Genomic DNA, 17,110 nt, shown 5'->3' with positions numbered 1-17,110 from the left:
CTTTGTACCTCAGCGCACGCGCCGCTTGGCGAAAGCCGCAGAGAGCAGCAAGGCCAAGAGCGCGCCGGGCGCCACCACGCGACCGATGGCCGAGAGCGCCGGGATGTCCGAGATCGCGATCAGCCCGAAGGACACGACCGTCGTCAGGTTGGCCAGCATCAGCGAGGCCAGCGTGTCCTCGTCGGCGCGGCCGGTCTCCTGCAGCTGGTCGAAGAAGAGCGCGTAGTTGGAGCCGACCGCCACGATCAGCAGCAGCCCGACGAGGTGCAGGATGCCCAGCGGCACCTGCAGCGCCGCCATGCCGCCGAGCGTGAGCACCACCGCCAGCAGCAGCGGCTGGCACACGGCCACCAGCCGGCGCAGCGAGCGCAGGTACAGACCCAGCAGCACGACGACAGCCAGCGCACCGAGCAGCACCTGCACGAAGGCCTCGTGCAGGTAGCGGTCATAGAGGCTGCCCAGTTCGGCGCCGATGTCGACCACCTGAACCTCCGGCAGCGGCGCCAGCGCCGCCACCAGCTTGGCCTTGTCGAAGCGATCGGTCGTGTGCAGCGCGATCAGCGACGCCCAGCCGCCGCCCGGCCGCTCGAACATCAGCGCGCGCACCACGGGCGCCAGCGGCCCCTGGGCGAGTTCTTCGCGGGTGATGGGCGCCAGGTTGCGCGCCGCGTCCACCGAGGCCACGAAGGGTTCGAGCCGATCGGGTGCCAGCGGCATGCCCTGCGTCGCCTCGGCCACGCGCGCGCGCAGCGTGGCAGCATCGGGCAGGCTGGCGATGCGCGCCTGCTGCGCGGCCGCGCTCGGCAGCATGCGGGTGACGGTTTCGTAGCCGCTCAGCTGGCCTTCGTCGACCAGCGCATCGAGCCGCTGGCCGGCGGCCTCGGTAATGCGCAGCGTGGCCTGCTCGTCGGCCGCCTGGATGACGACCAGCGTGCCCCCGTCGCTGGCGCCGATGTCCTCGCGCAACGAGGCGTCGAGTTCCTGCGAAGCCTTGGAGATCGGGCTCATGGACGACAGGCTGGCGCGCCACAGCGCCCCGCCCTGCCACGCCATCAGCGCCATCGCCACCACGCCCAGCACGACGAAGCCGACGCGCAGCCGCGGCATGGCCTGGACGATGCCGCTCGCCACACGTGCCATGTGACGGCGCATGCCGATGCCCGTCGCGCCATCGGGTGCCAGCATCGGCAGGCCATGGCGCGTGACCAGCGCGGCGGCCACCAGGCCGGCGATGGAGAACACGCCGAGCTGCGCCAAGCCCGGGAAGCCCGAGAACAGCAGCGCCGCGAAACCGCACACCGACGTGAGCAGGCCCAGGCGCACCGTCGGCCAGTTCAGGTCGCGCCAGCGCTGCCAGCCGGTGCCCGGCACCGCCGCGCCGCGCGCCTGGATCAGGTAGTAGATGGCGTAGTCGACTGTCTCGCCGATCAGCGTGCTGCCGAAGCCCATCGTGAGGCCGTGCACCGAGCCGAACACCAGTGCGACCGCGGCCGTGCCCGCGACCACGCCGGTCAGCACCGGCAGCAGCGCGACGACCAGTGCCTTGGGCGACGCGAAGGCCACCAGCAGCAGGCAGCCCATCACGATGGCGCCGACGATGGCGAGGTGGATCGCCTCGCCCTTGATCTTGTCGCGGCTCTGCACCGAGAACACCGGGGCGCCGCTCAATTGCAACTTCGGCGCTTCGGCACCCAGGCCCTGCGTCGCCTTGGCGTATTCGGTCTCGATGCGGGCGACGGCGGCCGCTTGCGCATCGAGATCGCTGCCCGAGGCCTTGGTCGTGGCCAACAGCATGGCGCGCGGCGCGGTGCGCGACACCCACACGCCCTCCTCCGTGCGCGGGGAGGTGGCGGGGATCAGCCCTTCGGCGATGCGCTGCGTCTCGCCGGTCGGATCGCGCTCGAACAGCGGCCGGACCAAATTGCCGGCCGGCGTACCGAGCATCGACATGGTGTCGGTGACGGCATCGCGCAGGCCGTCGACGCTGAAGCGCTGCGGCGTCACGTCCGGCGACAGCTGGTAGCGCCGGTCGAAGACGAAGGTGCCGGCTTCCTGCCATTCGCTGTGGTCGCCGTTCTGGACCTGCTCGTAGAGCCCGCTGGCGCGCATCGCCTTGCCGAGGGCGCGCGACACGTCGGCGCGCTGGGCCGCGTCCTTGCCGCCTTCGAGGCCGACCATCAGCGTCCGCGAGGCGACGCCGCTCTGCAGCTGCTCGATCAGCACGCGCTGGCGCGCGTCGGGGCTGGCCGGCAGGAAGGCCGACAGGTCGGCGCTGAAGTGGGTACTCGAAATGACCGCGACCCCGGCCAGCACCGCGGCCAGCCACAGCAGGAGCACGAGCGTGCGGCGGCCCCGGCTCGGCCCGGCGTGCTGAACGCTCATTCCAAGACCTCCGCCCTGCGGGCTGCGGTGCGAGCGCCTTCGGGCGGCCGGGCGGCGCTCATCGCTTCGGCGAGATCGTCATGACCGACCGGTCGCCGCCGCGGAACTCCATCTCCACGCCCAGCACCTCGCCGGCCTTGCCGCTCAGGCGCAGCGTCGCAACCTGCGACGCCAGGCGCGCATCGATCGGTGCGAGGTCGAGCGTCCAGTCGCTGGCGCTGCCGCCGACGGTGCTGGTGAAGTAGCGCTGCAGCACCTGCGTGTTGCCGGCGAGCGTGGCGCGCATCGCTTCGACCATGCCCTGCAGTTCGGGCATGCTGTCGAGCGTCATGCTGCGGCTGCGACCGCTGCGTGACAGCGTGAGGTTGTTGCCGTCGACCGCCATCGTCTCCGGCCGCGGCGACAGGGTACGCCGCACCAGCTGGTCCGGCGCCGTGAAGCTCAGGGTGCCGCTGGCCGCCAGCGGGCCGTCGAAGCCGCGCACGTAGCGCTGCTCGGTGAAGTTGGCCTCGCCCTGCTTCTGTTTGGCCAGCAGGCTCATCAGTTCATGGAGGTCGAAGGCCCAGGCCGGCGCGGCGGCGCACGCCAGCGCCACCAGCGCCCAGCGGGCCTGCCGCAGCCCACTCTCGACGCGTGCCTCAATGCGAGTCTTCAAGCCAGAAATCATGGAAGTTGAACCAGTTGTAGGGATGTTCGCGGCACAGCGCCTCCAGGCGCGCCACATAGGCTTCGACCGCTGCGCGGATGCGTCGTTCCCGTTCGGCCACGTCGGCCACGCGCTCGCTGAAGTCGGCCAGCGGCTCGAAGCGGACATCGTAGCGGGCGCCCCCCAGATAGAGCCCCGCCATGAAGAACACCTTGCGGCGCAGCAGCGCGGCCAGGCGGAACGGCCCGTCGTTGAACACGGCCGGATGACCGAGAAAGGACAGCGTGAGGTTGTTCCCGCGCTGGCCCATCTCGTCGCCGTCGGACAACGTGCGGTCGGCCAGCAGGCCGCCCAGCCCGCCGCCGTCGAGCCAGTCGCGCAGCGCCAGCATCGAATGCGGCCGGCCCAGCGCGATGATGTGCGGGCGCAGCTCGGGCAGGCTGATGGCTTCCAGGATCGCGGTGATGCGCTGCGCGTTGTCGGTGAACATCAGCATCGCCAGCGGCAGCGCGCCCTGATCGCTGCTGTGCTGGCGGCAGGCCCCCATGGCCTCGAAACTGCCGACGTGCGCACCGAGCAGGAAGGCGCCCCGCCCCGCGAAAACCTCGGCCTCGACCGGTCGATTGCCCTGGATGGTCACCTCGAAGAGGTCGATGCGGCCCCGCAGGAAGTACACCCTGTCGAGCACCGTCGACGCGAACGCATGCAGCAGCCGATAGCCATCGGCCCAGCCCGCCCGGGGGCCGATGGCCCGGCGCAGATAGCGCTTGATGTGGCGCCGCGACGTCGGGTCGAACAGCAGGAAGTAAAGGCAGATCGGATGCAGGATCAGGCGTGTGAGCGGTCGACCGCAGGTCAGCGCGATCCAGCAGATGACGCGCAGCGCCGTCATGTTGCTGCGCTCGGGCTTTTGCGTCCAGCCGGCGGCCCCGGGCCGCTTGTCGCTGGCGCCTGGCAGGCCGGCTTCGCGTTCCGCCATCAGCGTGTGTCCGATGGCGTCCAGCGCCCGCTCGCCGCCACCACGTCGCCGCAGCGCACCTCGAAGCGCACGCCCCGCGCGGCGCCCGTCTCGGGGTGCAACGCGATGTCGATGGCCGCGCCGGGCCGCACCGGCGAGAGGAACTTGACCGCCGCCAGCGTGGGATGCGCACCGAGCCGTGCCGCCATGGCGGGCACGCGCCGCATCACCTCCATCACTTCCGCCACCAGCAACGCGCCCGGCACCAGCGGCTGGCCGGGAAAGTGGCCGGCGAAGACGGGATGGTCTGCAGGGATCTCGTGCGTCACCTGCACTGGCGTGTCGTCGGCGGCCAGTTGCGACAGCGCGAACTCGCGCAGCGCGCGCACGGTCAGCTTGCCGGTGCCCTCACGCGGCAGCGACGGCACGTGCACCACGCGTCGCGGCACGAAGACGGATTCGAGCCGCGCGCGCAGCGCCGCGACCACGTCGCCCGCGCCGAGCGTGGGCGCGACCACGAAAGCCACCGGCCGCACCACGCCGTCGCTGACGTCGTCGGGCAGCCAGAAGGCGCCGTCGTCCACGCCGGGGATGCTGTTGAGGTGGTAGTTGAGGTGGCCGAGCGAGCTGCGCTTGCCGGCCACGTGGACCAGGTCGTTGGCGCGGCCGAACAGGCGGAAGCGCCGGTCGTCCAGCAGCTCCAGCACATCGGCCATCGGCGTGGGCTGGGGGATGAAGTCGCCGGCGAAGACGAACTGCTCGGTGCCGTCGGCGCCCGGCTGCGCGGTGACGCGGATTTCGCCGAAGGTGTCCCACACCTCGCTCTGCGTGGGCCGGCGCGTCGCGACCTGGCCCGACTCGGTGCTGCCGTAGATCTCGATGAGCATGCCGCCGGTGGCCTGCTCGGCCTGGGCCGCGAGCTGCGGCGACAGCGGCGCGGTGGCCGACAGGATCAGGTCGACCGGCGGGATCTCGACGCCGGCCAGCAGCAACGTCTTCAGGTGGAACGGCGTGGTGACCAGCGCACGGGGGCGCGGCACCACGGCCAGCGCCGCCACGATGTCGGCCGGGAAGAAGGGCCGGCCGCTGTCGAAGGCCGCGCCGCCCACCAGCGCCAGCAGGGCCGTGGATTCCAGCCCGTAGCTGTGCTGCACCGGCACCGTGCCGACCAGTGTCAGCCCTTCGAGCGAGGGCCGACCGAGCAACTGCGCCAGCCGGGCGACGGCGGCGGCCGCGTCGCCCACCAGCGTGTGCCAGCTCTTGGCATGCGGCTGCGGCACGCCGGTCGAGCCGGAGGTGAGCAGGCTCACCGCATGCAGGTGGCCGTCGATGACCGGTACGTCGCAGGGCGCATCGGCCGCACGGGCACCGACCTCGACCATCACGCGCTCGAGCCCGGGCGTTTCGAGCGAGGGCTCGTCGGTCACGGCGGTGAGTTTTCCGTGCTCGGCCGTCAGCCGCGCCATCGTCTCGGGCCGCGCATCGGGCGGCAGCAGGCTGGCCTGGCCGCGCAGCAGGGCCGCACCGAGCGCCACCGCGAAAGCGTAGCGGTCGTTGCAGAGGTTCAGCACCGGGCCGGCAGCCGGCATGCGCTCGGCCTGCCGCGACACGTCGGCCAGGAAGCTGCGGCCCGACACCGGCACGCCGGCGCGCCAGGCCAGCGGCGCGTCGAGGTCGCGCGTCGCCAGCAAGGGGTGGGAAGGAACATCGTTCGACATGCGCAGCTCCGTTGTCATCGCGTCAGCGCTTGGCGTTCGGCTCGGCCGACGTGGCGCCGTAGAAAGCCCGCACCGCATCGATCATGCGGGTGCGTTCGAACTCGGGGTGCAGGCGGTAGCGCACCAGGTGCTCGCCCACGAACAGCCCGACCACCATCACTGGGCTCAGCACATTGGCCAGCAGCGACCAGACCGAGAATGGCAACCAGAGGTAGACGGGGATCGAGACCAGCGCGGTGACCGTGAAGTAGATCGTCCAGACCCAGGTCACCTGCCGCGTGTACTCCGGCATGCCCTTCCCGAGCGGATGCACGCGCTGGGCGAACTGCCCGATGAGCGAGAGCCGCCCGCCGCGCAGGCTGCCGCCGAACCAGCAGGCCAGCACCCCGTTCATGCCGACGTGCTGCAGCACGTACAGCCGGTTGGGATCGCCCGCGCCGCCGCGCCAGAGCGCGACGAAGATGAACACGCCCGCCAGCGTGGCACCGAGCAGCCCCCAGCCACCGAAACGCGAACCGCCCAGACCGAGCGCCGTGAGCCAGAGCGGGCCCAGCAGCACCGCCATCGCCCAGGGGGCGTGCGGATGGAACAGCATCAGCCAGTGGGACAGGCCCGCATACGCCGCCCCTGCCAGCAGCAGGAGCGCCAAGCGCCATCGCGACATCGGGGTTTCAGGCGCCGCGGGCGCTTCGGGGGCGTTCCATTTCAAGCCGTCGTACGGTTCGCGGCAACGTGGGTGGCCAGGGTTCGAAGCGACTGGAAGATCTGCTGGTTGCGCTCGTCGTCCGAACGCAGCTGGAAGCCGTAGCGGCGCGACACCTCGAGCGCCACTTCCAGGATGTCGATCGAGTCGAGGCCCAGGCCGTCGCCGTACAGCGGCGCGTTCGGGTCGACCTCGGCGGGCGCCACTTCGAGATTCAGGGATTCGACCAGCAAGGTTGCGAGCTCGAGCTCGAGCGGCGTCTGTTCAGCGCTGGAGCCATCGGCGGAGAGGGGGGTGGGGGTGGTCGACGACAAAGGAACTCCTGGAACTATTTCACGGAACGTAAGCCTGGGGCGTCGAATTATAGGAGGGGGTGTTGGATAGACTGCCGCTTTCGACTGTTTCCGGAGCCCCCATGGCCGACCCTCTTCTCATCGCCCGCCACGACGCAACCGAGTGCTTCCTGCTGCCGAACCTGACCAACCGGCACGGCCTGATCACCGGGGCCACCGGCACCGGCAAGACGGTCACGCTGCAGACCCTGGCCGAGCAGCTGTCGGGCATCGGCGTGCCGGTGTTCATGGCCGACGTGAAGGGCGACCTCACGGGCATCAGCCAGGCCGGCCACATCGGCGACAAGCTGGCCGCGACGCTGAAGGAACGCGGCATCGAAGCGCCCGCCCCCCTCGCCTGCCCCGTCACGCTGTGGGACGTGTTCGGCGAACAGGGCCACCCGGTGCGGGCCACCATCTCCGACATGGGTCCGCTGCTGCTGGGCCGCATGCTCGACCTGAACGAAACCCAGGCCGGCGTGCTGAACCTGGTCTTCAAGGTCGCCGACGACAGCGGCATGCTGCTGCTCGACCTGAAGGACCTGCGGGCCATGCTGCAGTACGTCGGCGAGAACGCCAGCCAGTTCACCACCGAGTACGGCAACATCAGCGCCGCCAGCGTGGGCGCCATCCAGCGCGGCCTGCTGCAGATCGAGGGCCAGGGCGGCGACAAGTTCTTCGGCGAGCCGATGCTCAACATCCAGGACTTCATGCAGACGGTCGGCGGCAAGGGGGTGATCAACATCCTCACGGCCGACAAGCTGATGAACTCGCCGCGGCTCTACGCGACCTTCCTGCTGTGGATGCTGTCCGAGCTGTTCGAGCAGCTGCCCGAGATCGGCGACCCCGACCAGCCCAAGCTGGTCTTCTTCTTCGACGAGGCCCACCTGCTGTTCAACGAGGCGCCCAAGGCGCTGGTCGAACGCATCGAGCTGGTGGTGCGCCTCGTGCGCTCCAAGGGCGTGGGCGTGTTCTTCGTCACGCAGAACCCGCTGGACATTCCCGATTCGGTGCTCGCCCAACTGGGCAACCGGGTGCAGCACGCGCTGCGGGCCTTCACGCCGCGCGACCAGAAGGCCGTCAAGGCCACGGCCACCACCATGCGCCAGAAGCCGGGGCTCGACATCGAGGCCGCCATCACCGAGCTGGCCGTGGGCGAGGCGCTCGTGAGCTTCCTCGACGCCAAGGGCCGGCCCAGCGTGACCGAGCGCGTGTTCGTGCTGCCGCCGGGCAGCCAGCTCGGCCCGATCACGCCGGCGCAGCGCCAGCAGCTCATCGCCGACTCGCTGGTGGCCGGCGTCTACGAGAAGACGGTGGACCGCGAGTCGGCCTACGAGAAGCTCAAGGGGCGCGCAGAGAGCGCGCCCGATGCCCCCGCCCCCACGGTCGGCAAGGCCGGCGCCGCCAAGCCCGGCGCGCCCGCCGAAGGCGGCTTCCTGAACGACCTGCTGTTCGGCTCGACCGGCCCGCGCGGCGGCAAGCGCGACGGGCTGGTGCAGACCATGGCGAAATCCGCGGTGCGCACCGTGGGCACCAACGTCGGCAAGGAAATCTTGCGTGGCGTGCTGGGCGGCATCTTCGGCGCCAAGAAGCGCTGACCGTCGTGCAAGGGCCTGCCGGATGGACAACGATTTCGAAGAGGAACTGAAGCGGGTCGCGGTCGTGACCGTCGACATGAGCCACGAGCAGGTCGACCGCTCGGTGCGCGAGGTGCTCAAGCTCATGCGCGAACATCTCGCCATGGACGTGGCCTTCGTCTCGCACTTCACGGAAGGCCGCCGGGTGTACCGCCAGGTCGACGCGGCCGACAACCGATGGCGGGGTGCCGAGGGCAGCTCGGATGCCCTGGAACGGAGCTTCTGCCAACGCGTGGTCGACGGTCGGCTGCCGCAGCTCGTCACGGATGTGCAGAAGTTGCCGAACCTCGCGGAACTCCCGCGTCCGCCGGTGCCGATCGGCGCGCACCTGAGCGTGCCGATCGTGCTGCCGGACGGCGACGTCTACGGCACGCTTTGCTGCTTCAGCACCGCCCCGAACGAAGCGTTGACGCACCGCGACCTGAAACGCCTGCGGATGGCCGCCGACCTGACGGCGCGCCTGATCGCCAGGAGCCGCCGCAGCGGTGACCCTCAACCGGACGCCGCCGAGAGCTGAATGCGCCTGGCGGGCTCCGCCTCCACGTCGCCCAGCGTGAGCGACACGCGGGTGCCCCGCCCTTCGACCGAATCGATCGAGACGCGCGTGCGCAGCGCGTCGGCCAGCCGCGCTACCAGCGCCAGGCCGATGCCCAGGCCATCGGGCGCGAGCTGGCTGCCGCCCTCGGCGCGGAAGAACTCCTGGAACACCTTCTCGATCTGGGCGGCGGGGATGCCGATGCCCTGGTCCCACACCTCGACCCGCATCCGGGCGCCGGCCGGGCGCACCGCCAGGAGCACCTTGCGACCCGGCGGCGTGTACTTGATCGCGTTCGACAGGACGTTGCCGATCATGCGCCGGAGCCTGACTTCATCGGTATGGAGGACGGCATCCCGCACCCGGACCCGCAGCGTCAGCCCCTTGGCGTTGGCGAGGGGTTCGTATTCCTCCTGCAGGGCGCGGATGACCGAAGCGACCGAGACCGGCGACACCGTCAGACGGACCTGCCCCGCATCGAAGGCCGACAGGTCGAAGAGCGAGTCGAAGAGCCGGTTGACGACCTGGGCGGCGCGGCCGATCTTCGGCGCCAGCTCGTCGTAGCTGTCGGGCTCCGCCTCCAGAAACTCCGCGTACAGACCCATCGCGATCACCGGCTGGCGCATGTCGTGCGTGGCGGCGGCCAGGAACTTGTTCTTGGCGACCACCGCGGCCAGCGCCTCCTCGGACTTGCAGGCCAGGTCGTACTGCGCGCCGTACAGCGCCGACTGGAGGCGCAGCCCATCGGTCGACAGGCGGCGAAGGAAGAAGAACTGCGCGACGCACAGCGGAACGAAGCCCAGCGCGCCCCAACCGGCATCGGGCCCCGTGGCAGCGGCGTAGGCGAAGTAGCAGAAGACGCCCACGAAGAAGGTGGGGACGAACGCCTTCCACAGCGCAGGCAGGACCGCCAGCCGCTGCGCCGCCCCGTAGATCAGCGCCGCCAGCACGGCCCAGCAGGCGAAGCCCCGCAGGCCCTCGCTGCGCGCTGCGAACAGCAGCAACGAAGAAGCCCAGACGCCCCCCATGACGACATAGAAAGGAACCAACCGTCGCACGAAGGCCTGCCGTGCGGACGGCCCGTCACGATCGACCACGTCGACGAAATGCCGGGCCGAGTGCAGCCGCACGTAGGCGCCGGCCAGCACCAGACCGAGCCACAGCAATACGGCCTCGGCCGGCGCATACGGCCAGCACAGGGCCGCCATGGTCGATGCCAGCAGGAGCCCCAGCGTGTGCCGATGCAGCGCATCGTTCATGTATTGCCGGATCAGGTTCGCGCCGATCGCGTCCGCTCGTGCCTTCTTCGCGCGTCGCTCGGCGGCCGCGGAGCGCTCTGCGCCGTCGCTCTCTCGCGGCTCGATCGAGAACGAGGCGCGAACGGGCACACCGGCCGATGCAGCCTGTTCGAAGCGGGACGACGCTGACAAGGGCGGTTCGCCCAGGAGGGAGTCGGACACGGCGAGGAAAGGAAGGGTTGCACCCCATCCTAGGTGGCGGCCCCGCCCGCGGCAACCGGTTCCTCGGCCCCCTTTTCGCCGTTCGGCCTTCCTACAACGAACGACCTATGGCACTGCGCCGCCAGACCTTTTCAGGCCGCCAGGCGCAAGAAGGCCTCGATCGGCAGCAGCTGCTCGGGCACGTTGAGCGCCGGCGCGTGACCGCAGCCCGGCACCTCGATCACCTTCAGCAGGCCGGCGGCGCCAGGCCCGCGCGCGCGCATCTCGGCCACGGCCTCCGGCAGCACCAGGTCGGAATCGACGCCGCGCAGGCACAGCACCGGCACCTCGATGGCGTCCCAGTGGGACCAGATCAGGTAGTCGTTGTCGTGCGCCGTGAACTGGCGAACCATGGCCGGGTCGTAGTGCGGCGTCACGCGGCCGTCGGGCAGGCGGCGCGTCGAGGTCTCGGTGAGTCGCCGCCACTGGGCATCGCTGAGCCAGCCGTAGGGCTTGTAGACCGTGCGGAAGAAGGCCTCAAGCTCCGCCACGGTGGCAAAGGCCGGTGGGTTGCCGGCGTAGGCCTTGATGCGCTCGACGGCGGCGCTCGCGAGTTCGGGCGCGTTGTCGTTGAGCACCAGGCTGGCCATGCGCGCCTTCATGCGCGGCGCGAAGAGGCCCGACGCGCAGACCGTGCCGATGGCACCGCCCATCGAGGTGCCGACCCAGTGGACACGATCAAGCTGGAGCGCATCGCACAGCGCCTCGGCCAGCCAGGCGTAGAACGAGAGCTGGTATTCGGCGTCCGGCAGCGGGCTCCACTGGCTCAGGCCGCGGCCGAGGGTGTCGGGGCAGATCACGCGGAAGCCCTGCCCCGCCAGATGATCGGCCAACTCGTCCATGTCGCGGCCGGTGCGCGCCAGGCCATGCCAGGCAATGACGGCGGCGCCCTCCTTCGGCCCCCAGTCCATCCAGTGGATTTCGCGGCCCAGCAGTTGCGCGTAGTTCGAAGTGGGAGTCATCGCAAGGCCCTCGCCCGGAGTTTGCCGACGATGCCCGTCGGGAAGTAATAGACGGACAGCACGAACAGCACGCCCAGCCACAGCAGCCAGCGGTCCGGCGACAGCAGCGCCGCCAGCCAAGGCAGACCGCTGGCCGCTTCGCTGCCGAGCTTGAGCAGGTCCTGCAGGTAGCTCTGTGCGATGACGAAGAGCACCGCGCCCAGCGCCGCGCCGTAGATGGTGCCCATGCCGCCGATCACCACGATCAGCAGCACGTCGACCATGATCTCGAAGCTCAGCGACGTGTCCGGCCCGTTGTAGCGCAGCCAGATCGCGAGCATCGCGCCGGCGAGCGTGGCGAACAGGGCCGACAGCACGGCGGCGGTCGTGCGGTAGACCACCACGCGGTAGCCGATGGCCTCGGCGCGGAATTCGTTCTCGCGGATCGCCTGCAGCACGCGGCCGAAGGGCGAGTTCACGATGCGCAGCAGCGCGAGCACCAGCACCACCGCCGCCACGAAGAGCAGGTAGTAGCAGAGCAGCCGACCGTCCAGCGAGACACCAAGGAAGGGCTCGTCGGCGAACTCGAAGCTCGGCGAGATCAGCTCGGGCAGCTTGAAGGTCAGGCCGTCTTCGCCGCCGGTGAAGTCCGACAGCTGCGACGCCAGCGTCTGGAAGGCCGAAGCCACCGCCAGCGTGATCATCGCGAAGAAGATCGCGCGCACCCGCAGCGAGAACAGCCCGATGGCCAGCGCCAGCACCAGCGACACGGCAAGCGACGCGCCCAGGCCGATGAAGAGCGCGTCCCAGCCCGCGCCCAGCCGGCTGGCCGAGATGGCGATGCCGTAGGCGCCGATGCCGAAGAACATCGTGTGCGCGAAACTCACGATGCCGGTGTAGCCCAGCAGCAGGTCGAAGCTCGCGACCAGCACGATGAAGACCAGGATCTTGGCCGCCACGCTGAGCGCCTTGACGCCCGGGAAGATGAAGGGCGCGAAGGCCAGGCCCAGCAGCACGGCCAGCAGCAGCAGCGCGAGCACGCGGCTGCGCGGCATGTCGTTGGAGAGGAGTCGTTTCAACATGACTTCGCCCTCACCGGCTGCTCGCCACGGGATACACGCCCTGCGGCCGCCACAGCAGCACCGCGACCATCAGGAAGATGCTCGCGAACTGCGTGAGCGTCGGCACCAGGAAGCCGATGTAGTTGGTCATCAGCCCGACCAGCAGCGCGCCGATGAGCGCCCCGCCCGTCGACCCCAGCCCGCCGATGATGATGACGATGAAGATCAGCACGTTGACCTGCGCGCCCATCTGCGGAATCAGGTTCTGCTGGAACAGCCCCCACATCACGCCGCCCAGGCCCGCGAGCGCGCTGCCCACCACGAACACGCCGACGAACAAGCGGCCGATGCGGTAGCCGAGCGACTCGACCATCTCGCGGTCCTGCACGCCGGCGCGGATCAGGAGGCCGATCTTGGTCCGTCCGAGCGTCCAGGCCAGCAGGCCGAAGACGACCAGGCCCACCGCGACGGCCAGCAGCCGGTACTTGCTGATCGCCGCATCGGCCACGAAGACCGAGCCGCGCAACGCCTCGGGCAGCGGCAGCGGGATCTGCGCCGGGCCCCAGATGACCTTGATCAGCTCTTCGCCGATGATCATCCCGCCCATGGTGATGAGGATCTGCTTCAAGTGCTGGCCGTACACCGGCCGCACGATGAAGCGCTCGAAGGCGAGGCCGACCGCGCCGGCCACGAGCATCGCCACCAGCATGGCCGGGAACACCGCCACCAGGTTGCGCCACAGCTCGCCCGAGCCCGTCCAGTCGCCCATCAGCCCGAGCACGCTGCTCGCGACGAAGGCGCCCAGCGCGATGAACACGCCGTGGCCGAAGTTGAGCACGTCCATCAGGCCGAAGATCAGCGTGAGGCCGGAGGCGATGATGAAGATGATCATGCCCATCGCCAGGCCGGCGACCGTGAGCGTGAGCCAGGTCGAGAGGGAGCCCGTGAGCGGCAGCGCGATGAGCGCGAGCACGGGCACCAGGGCCAGTGGCGTCCAGTCGAAGTCGGTTTTCATAAGGCCAGCCCCAGCAGCGATTGCTGCAGTCGTTCGTCCGCCGAGAACGCGGCCATGGGGCCGCTGTGCACCACGCGGCCGTTGTCCATCACGGCTACGGTGTCGCCCAGGCGCTGCGCGAAATGGATGTTCTGCTCCACCAGCAGGATGGTCACGCCGCTCGCCTTGAGCTGGGCGAAGGCGTCGATCATGTTGTTGATCATCACGGGCGCGAGGCCCTTGCTGGGCTCGTCGATGATGAGCAGCTCGCGCGGCTCGACGATGGCGCGCGAGACGGCCAGCATCTGCTTCTGCCCGCCCGAGAGCTTGCCGGCCGGGTGGTTCCAGAACTTCTCGACCGCGGGGAAGAGCTGGAAGATCCACTTCAGGCGCGTGTCGTCGATGGCGTCGGCGTTCTTCGCGCTGCGCGCGGCCAGCAGCATGTTCTCCTTGACCGTCAGGTCCGAGAAAATGCCCATGGTCTCGGGCACGTAGGCGATGCCGAGCGCGGCGATGTCGGGCGTGCGCAGCGCGGTGATGTCCTTGTCACCGAAACGCACCCTGCCCTGCGATGCATGCCACAGGCCCATGATGGTCCGCAGCGTGGTCGTCTTGCCGGCGCCGTTGCGGCCGAGCAGCATCGTCAGTTGGCCCTTGGGCACGACCAGGTCGACGCCGTGGAGGATGTGGTACGCGCCGATGTGCGTCTGCACGCCCTGCAATTCAAGAAGATTCATACGGCCTCCTTCGCGACGCCGAGGTAGGCCTCTTGCACGATCGGCGATGCGATCACTTCGGCCGGTTCGCCGTCGGCCACCAGCGTGCCGTTGTGCAGCACGATGATGCGGTCGGCCAGCTCGCGCACCACGTCCATCTTGTGTTCAACCAGCAGGATGGTCTTGGTCTTGTCCTGCTTCAACTGGCGGATGAGGTCGAGAATGACCGGCGCCTCGGCCGCATTCATGCCGGCGGTCGGCTCGTCGAACATGAACACCTGCGGCTCCAGCGCCATCAGCAACGCCACTTCGAGCTTGCGCTGGTCGCCGTGCGGCAGGCTCGCGACGGTGGCGTTCTCTTTCGACTTGAGGTTGATCTGCGCCAGCAATTCATCGGCCCGCGCGGTCAGCGCCGCGTGGTCGCTCCAGATGCTCCAGAGGTTGAGCCCGCGCCGGTGCGCGCCCTCGCGCGTGGCCTGCACCGCGAGGCGCACGTTCTCCAGCACCGTGAGGTTCGGAAAAAGATTGGTGAGCTGAAACGCACGGCCCAGGCCGGCGTGCGTGCGCGCCGAGGGCGACAGGCCGGACAGGTCGCGCCCGTTGTGCGACACCGTTCCCGCGCTGGCTTTCAGTTGCCCCGAGATCAGGTTGAAGTAGGTCGTCTTGCCCGCCCCGTTCGGTCCGACGATGGCCGTCAACGTGCCGGGCGCGAAGGCGCACGAGACAGCGTTGACGGCCACGTGGCCGCCGAAGCGGATGGTGAGTCCGCGGGTTTCCAGCATCGCTCGTGCCGTTCGTTCAGCGCTTGTTCTTGATCGGGATGTTCATCTCTTCGGGCTTGATCTCGTGCACGAGCTCCGGCACGCCCCACGCGAACGCCGGGTCCACCTTGATCTTGAAGTGGTACATCGACTGCATCGCCTGGTGGTCTTCCTTGCGGAAGGTCATCTTGCCCTTGGGCGTGTCGAAGCTCATGCCTTCCATCGCCGTGATGAGCTTGTTGGTGCCGGTGTCGCCGCCCGTCTTCTTCAGCGCCGTGACCACCGCCATCGCGGCCGAGAAGCCGCCCGCCGTGAAGAAGTCCGGCGGCGTCTTGAACTGCTTGTAGTGCGCCGAGACCAGTGCCTCGTTCACCGGGTTCTTCGGGATGCCGAAGTAGTAGTAGGTCGCGCCTTCCATGCCGGGCAGGCTCTTGTAGGCGGCCATGGCGGGCAGGATGTTGCCGCCGGTCGCGATCTCGATGCCGTAGCGCTTGAGGTCGAGGTCGACGATCTTGAAGGGGTTGCCCGCGCCGGCCCAGACGATCCAGATGATCTTGCGGCCCGGCTGGTCCTTAAGCTTGTCGATCAGGCGCTGCGCACCGGCGGTGAAGTCGGTGGTGGCCGGCGGCAGGTATTCCTCGTGGGCCAGCTTGGCGTTCTTCAGCGCAGCGCCGAAGGCCTTCACGCCGTCGCGGCCGAAGGCGTTGTCCTGCGCCAGCGTGGCGACGGTCACACCCGCCTTGTCGATGGCCACGGCATTGCTGATCGCGTCCTGCGACGAGTTGCGGCCGGTGCGGAAGATGTACTTGTTCCACTTGTCGCCGGTGATGGAATCGGCCACGGCCGGCTCGACGATCAGCACCTTCTTGTATTCCTCGGCGACCGGCAGCATGGCCAGCGCGACACCCGATGCTGTCGGCCCGACGGCCAGCGCGGCCTTGTCGTCGGAATAGGCGGCGGCCAGCAGCGACTTGCCGAGATCGGGCTTGCCCTGGTCGTCCTTCTCGATCACCACGAGCTTCTTGCCGTTGACCTCCATCGTGCCGCCAGTGGCGTAGTCCAGGCCCATCATCAGGCCGATCTGCGTCTGCTTGCCGTAGGCCTCGAGCGCGCCGGTCTTGCTATAGACATGGGCGATGCGGATCTCGTTGGACTGCGCGTGGACGGGCGCGGTGGCGGCGGCGGTCAGCGCAGCGAGCGCCGTCAGTGCGAAGAGGTGGCGACGTTGGATCATGCGGGTCTCCTGTTTTGGTATGACTGAATATTGCACAGTCCATGCCAAGACAAGGCGCGTTGATCCGAAAGGTATTTCCCTAGATGCATTGACGAATCGCACGACACCCAAACACAGCGACCGCCTGACTTTCAGGCATTTGTCTGATTTTCGATCAGGGTTTTCCAGGGCGTAGGACATCGGGCCAGCGACGTCCATCTGCTTGGCCCGACATCACGTAGGTCACCGCCGTTTCTGCGATTTCCCCGCTTTTTACCGACTTAGCATCGGTTCCGGTCTGGTTCAAGAGCCGATGCAACACGCGTCGATCGACATGGACCGGAACCCGATTTCATCTAAAGAAGAGGACATAGACCATGACCACATTGAAGCTCCGCACCCTCGCCACCGTCACTGCCGTCGCTGCGGCCAGCATGCTGTTCGCAGGCTGCACCACCACCCGTCCCGGCGACACCGGCACGTCCTCGTCGTCGCGTACGTCCATCGACGCACAGGTCGATGCTTCGCTGTCGAAGCTCTACCAGACCGTCCCCGGTTCGCGCGAGATGGTGAGCAAGGCCGCTGGCGTGCTGGTGTTCCCGTCGGTGGTCGGCGCCAGCCTCGGCGTCGGCGCCGAATACGGCCGTGGCGCGCTGCGCACCGGCGGCCGCACGCAGGCTTACTACAGCACCACCGCTGGCTCCATCGGCTTCCAGGCCGGCGCCCAGTCGAAGGCTGTGATCTACGTGTTCAACACGCAGGAATCGCTGGCCAAGTTCCGCAACAGCAAGGGCTGGACCGCTGGCGCTGACGCCACCGTGGCCGTGGCCACCATCGGCGCCAACGGCTCGGTCGACACGAACACCATCCGCCAGCCGGTGGTCGGCTTCGTGCTGACCAACGTGGGCCTGGAGGCCGGCGTGTCGGTGTCGGGCGCGAAGATCACCGAGATCAGCCTGTAAATCTCGTCACCCCTGAAAACGGCCTCGCTTCTGCGAGGCCGTTTTTTTGGAT

General features: G+C 69.0%; 16 protein-coding genes. 3 read left to right on the top strand and 13 right to left on the bottom strand.

Annotation, left to right across the window (positions count from 1 at the left end):
• Positions 1-9: 9 nt before the first annotated feature.
• The 6 genes from QTH86_RS03390 to QTH86_RS03365 are packed head-to-tail and all read right to left on the bottom strand — an operon-like array spanning position 10 to position 6,721.
• A complete protein-coding gene (locus tag QTH86_RS03390; RefSeq protein ID WP_286646068.1) occupies positions 10-2,382 on the bottom strand; it encodes an MMPL family transporter in 2,373 nt (790 codons plus the stop codon).
• 58 nt (positions 2,383-2,440) lie between these two features.
• A complete protein-coding gene (locus QTH86_RS03385) occupies positions 2,441-3,037 on the bottom strand; it encodes a LolA-related protein (RefSeq protein ID WP_286646069.1) in 597 nt (198 codons plus the stop codon).
• Entirely contained in the window at positions 3,021-4,007 is a 987-nt protein-coding gene (locus QTH86_RS03380; protein ID WP_286646070.1) for a lysophospholipid acyltransferase family protein, read from the bottom strand. The genes QTH86_RS03385 and QTH86_RS03380 overlap by 17 nt, the downstream gene beginning before the upstream one ends.
• The gene (locus tag QTH86_RS03375) at positions 4,007-5,704 is read right to left on the bottom strand and encodes an ApeI family dehydratase (protein ID WP_286649412.1); all 1,698 of its coding nucleotides are present in this window, start codon (positions 5,702-5,704) and stop codon (positions 4,007-4,009) included. The genes QTH86_RS03380 and QTH86_RS03375 overlap by 1 nt, the downstream gene beginning before the upstream one ends.
• A gap of 22 nt (positions 5,705-5,726) precedes the next feature.
• Positions 5,727-6,368 carry a COG4648 family protein gene (locus QTH86_RS03370; protein ID WP_286646072.1) on the bottom strand — a complete coding sequence of 214 codons (642 nt, stop codon included), beginning with the start codon at positions 6,366-6,368 and terminating at the stop codon, positions 5,727-5,729.
• Positions 6,369-6,409: 41 nt separating this feature from the next.
• Positions 6,410-6,721 carry a phosphopantetheine-binding protein gene (locus QTH86_RS03365; protein WP_286646073.1) on the bottom strand — a complete coding sequence of 104 codons (312 nt, stop codon included), beginning with the start codon at positions 6,719-6,721 and terminating at the stop codon, positions 6,410-6,412.
• A gap of 101 nt (positions 6,722-6,822) precedes the next feature.
• Between QTH86_RS03365 and QTH86_RS03360 the strand changes: the two genes are divergently transcribed.
• Together QTH86_RS03360 and QTH86_RS03355 are read left to right on the top strand one after the other, a co-directional pair.
• The gene (locus QTH86_RS03360) at positions 6,823-8,337 is read left to right on the top strand and encodes a helicase HerA-like C-terminal domain-containing protein (RefSeq protein ID WP_286646074.1); all 1,515 of its coding nucleotides are present in this window, start codon (positions 6,823-6,825) and stop codon (positions 8,335-8,337) included.
• 22 nt (positions 8,338-8,359) lie between these two features.
• Positions 8,360-8,893, top strand: a complete 534-nt coding sequence (locus QTH86_RS03355; RefSeq protein ID WP_286646075.1) for a GAF domain-containing protein — start codon at positions 8,360-8,362, stop codon at positions 8,891-8,893.
• On the opposite strand, the gene QTH86_RS03350 is transcribed toward QTH86_RS03355, so the two are convergent.
• The 7 genes from QTH86_RS03350 to QTH86_RS03320 all read right to left on the bottom strand — a co-directional run bounded on the left by QTH86_RS03350 (position 8,869) and on the right by QTH86_RS03320 (position 16,117).
• Positions 8,869-10,371, bottom strand: coding sequence for a sensor histidine kinase (locus QTH86_RS03350; protein WP_286646076.1), 1,503 nt, complete (start codon positions 10,369-10,371; stop codon positions 8,869-8,871). The two genes, QTH86_RS03355 and QTH86_RS03350, sit on opposite strands and share 25 nt — an antisense overlap.
• A gap of 131 nt (positions 10,372-10,502) precedes the next feature.
• Positions 10,503-11,372, bottom strand: a complete 870-nt coding sequence (locus QTH86_RS03345) for an alpha/beta fold hydrolase (protein WP_286646077.1) — start codon at positions 11,370-11,372, stop codon at positions 10,503-10,505.
• Positions 11,369-12,433: a branched-chain amino acid ABC transporter permease gene (locus QTH86_RS03340; protein WP_286646078.1), complete on the bottom strand. Its 1,065-nt coding sequence runs from the start codon at positions 12,431-12,433 to the stop codon at positions 11,369-11,371. Before QTH86_RS03340 ends, QTH86_RS03345 begins: the two co-directional genes overlap by 4 nt.
• A 10-nt stretch (positions 12,434-12,443) precedes the next feature.
• Positions 12,444-13,427: a branched-chain amino acid ABC transporter permease gene (locus QTH86_RS03335; protein ID WP_286646079.1), complete on the bottom strand. Its 984-nt coding sequence runs from the start codon at positions 13,425-13,427 to the stop codon at positions 12,444-12,446.
• Positions 13,424-14,143 carry an ABC transporter ATP-binding protein gene (locus QTH86_RS03330; RefSeq protein ID WP_286646080.1) on the bottom strand — a complete coding sequence of 240 codons (720 nt, stop codon included), beginning with the start codon at positions 14,141-14,143 and terminating at the stop codon, positions 13,424-13,426. The genes QTH86_RS03335 and QTH86_RS03330 overlap by 4 nt, the downstream gene beginning before the upstream one ends.
• The gene (locus QTH86_RS03325) at positions 14,140-14,904 is read right to left on the bottom strand and encodes an ABC transporter ATP-binding protein (RefSeq protein WP_286646081.1); all 765 of its coding nucleotides are present in this window, start codon (positions 14,902-14,904) and stop codon (positions 14,140-14,142) included. The genes QTH86_RS03330 and QTH86_RS03325 overlap by 4 nt, the downstream gene beginning before the upstream one ends.
• 16 nt (positions 14,905-14,920) lie before the next feature.
• Complete coding sequence (locus tag QTH86_RS03320) at positions 14,921-16,117, bottom strand: substrate-binding domain-containing protein (protein WP_444813549.1); 1,197 nt, start codon at positions 16,115-16,117, stop codon at positions 14,921-14,923.
• A gap of 356 nt (positions 16,118-16,473) precedes the next feature.
• On the opposite strand from QTH86_RS03320, the gene QTH86_RS03315 reads away from it, so the two are divergent.
• A complete protein-coding gene (locus QTH86_RS03315; protein ID WP_286646082.1) occupies positions 16,474-17,058 on the top strand; it encodes a BPSL1445 family SYLF domain-containing lipoprotein in 585 nt (194 codons plus the stop codon).
• The last annotated feature ends 52 nt before the right edge of the window (positions 17,059-17,110 follow it).

Origin of the sequence: Variovorax sp. J2L1-78 (genome assembly GCF_030317205.1) — a bacterium.
Taxonomy (GTDB): domain Bacteria; phylum Pseudomonadota; class Gammaproteobacteria; order Burkholderiales; family Burkholderiaceae_C; genus Variovorax; species Variovorax arabinosiphilus.
This window is presented reverse-complemented; position numbering and strand designations above follow the sequence as displayed.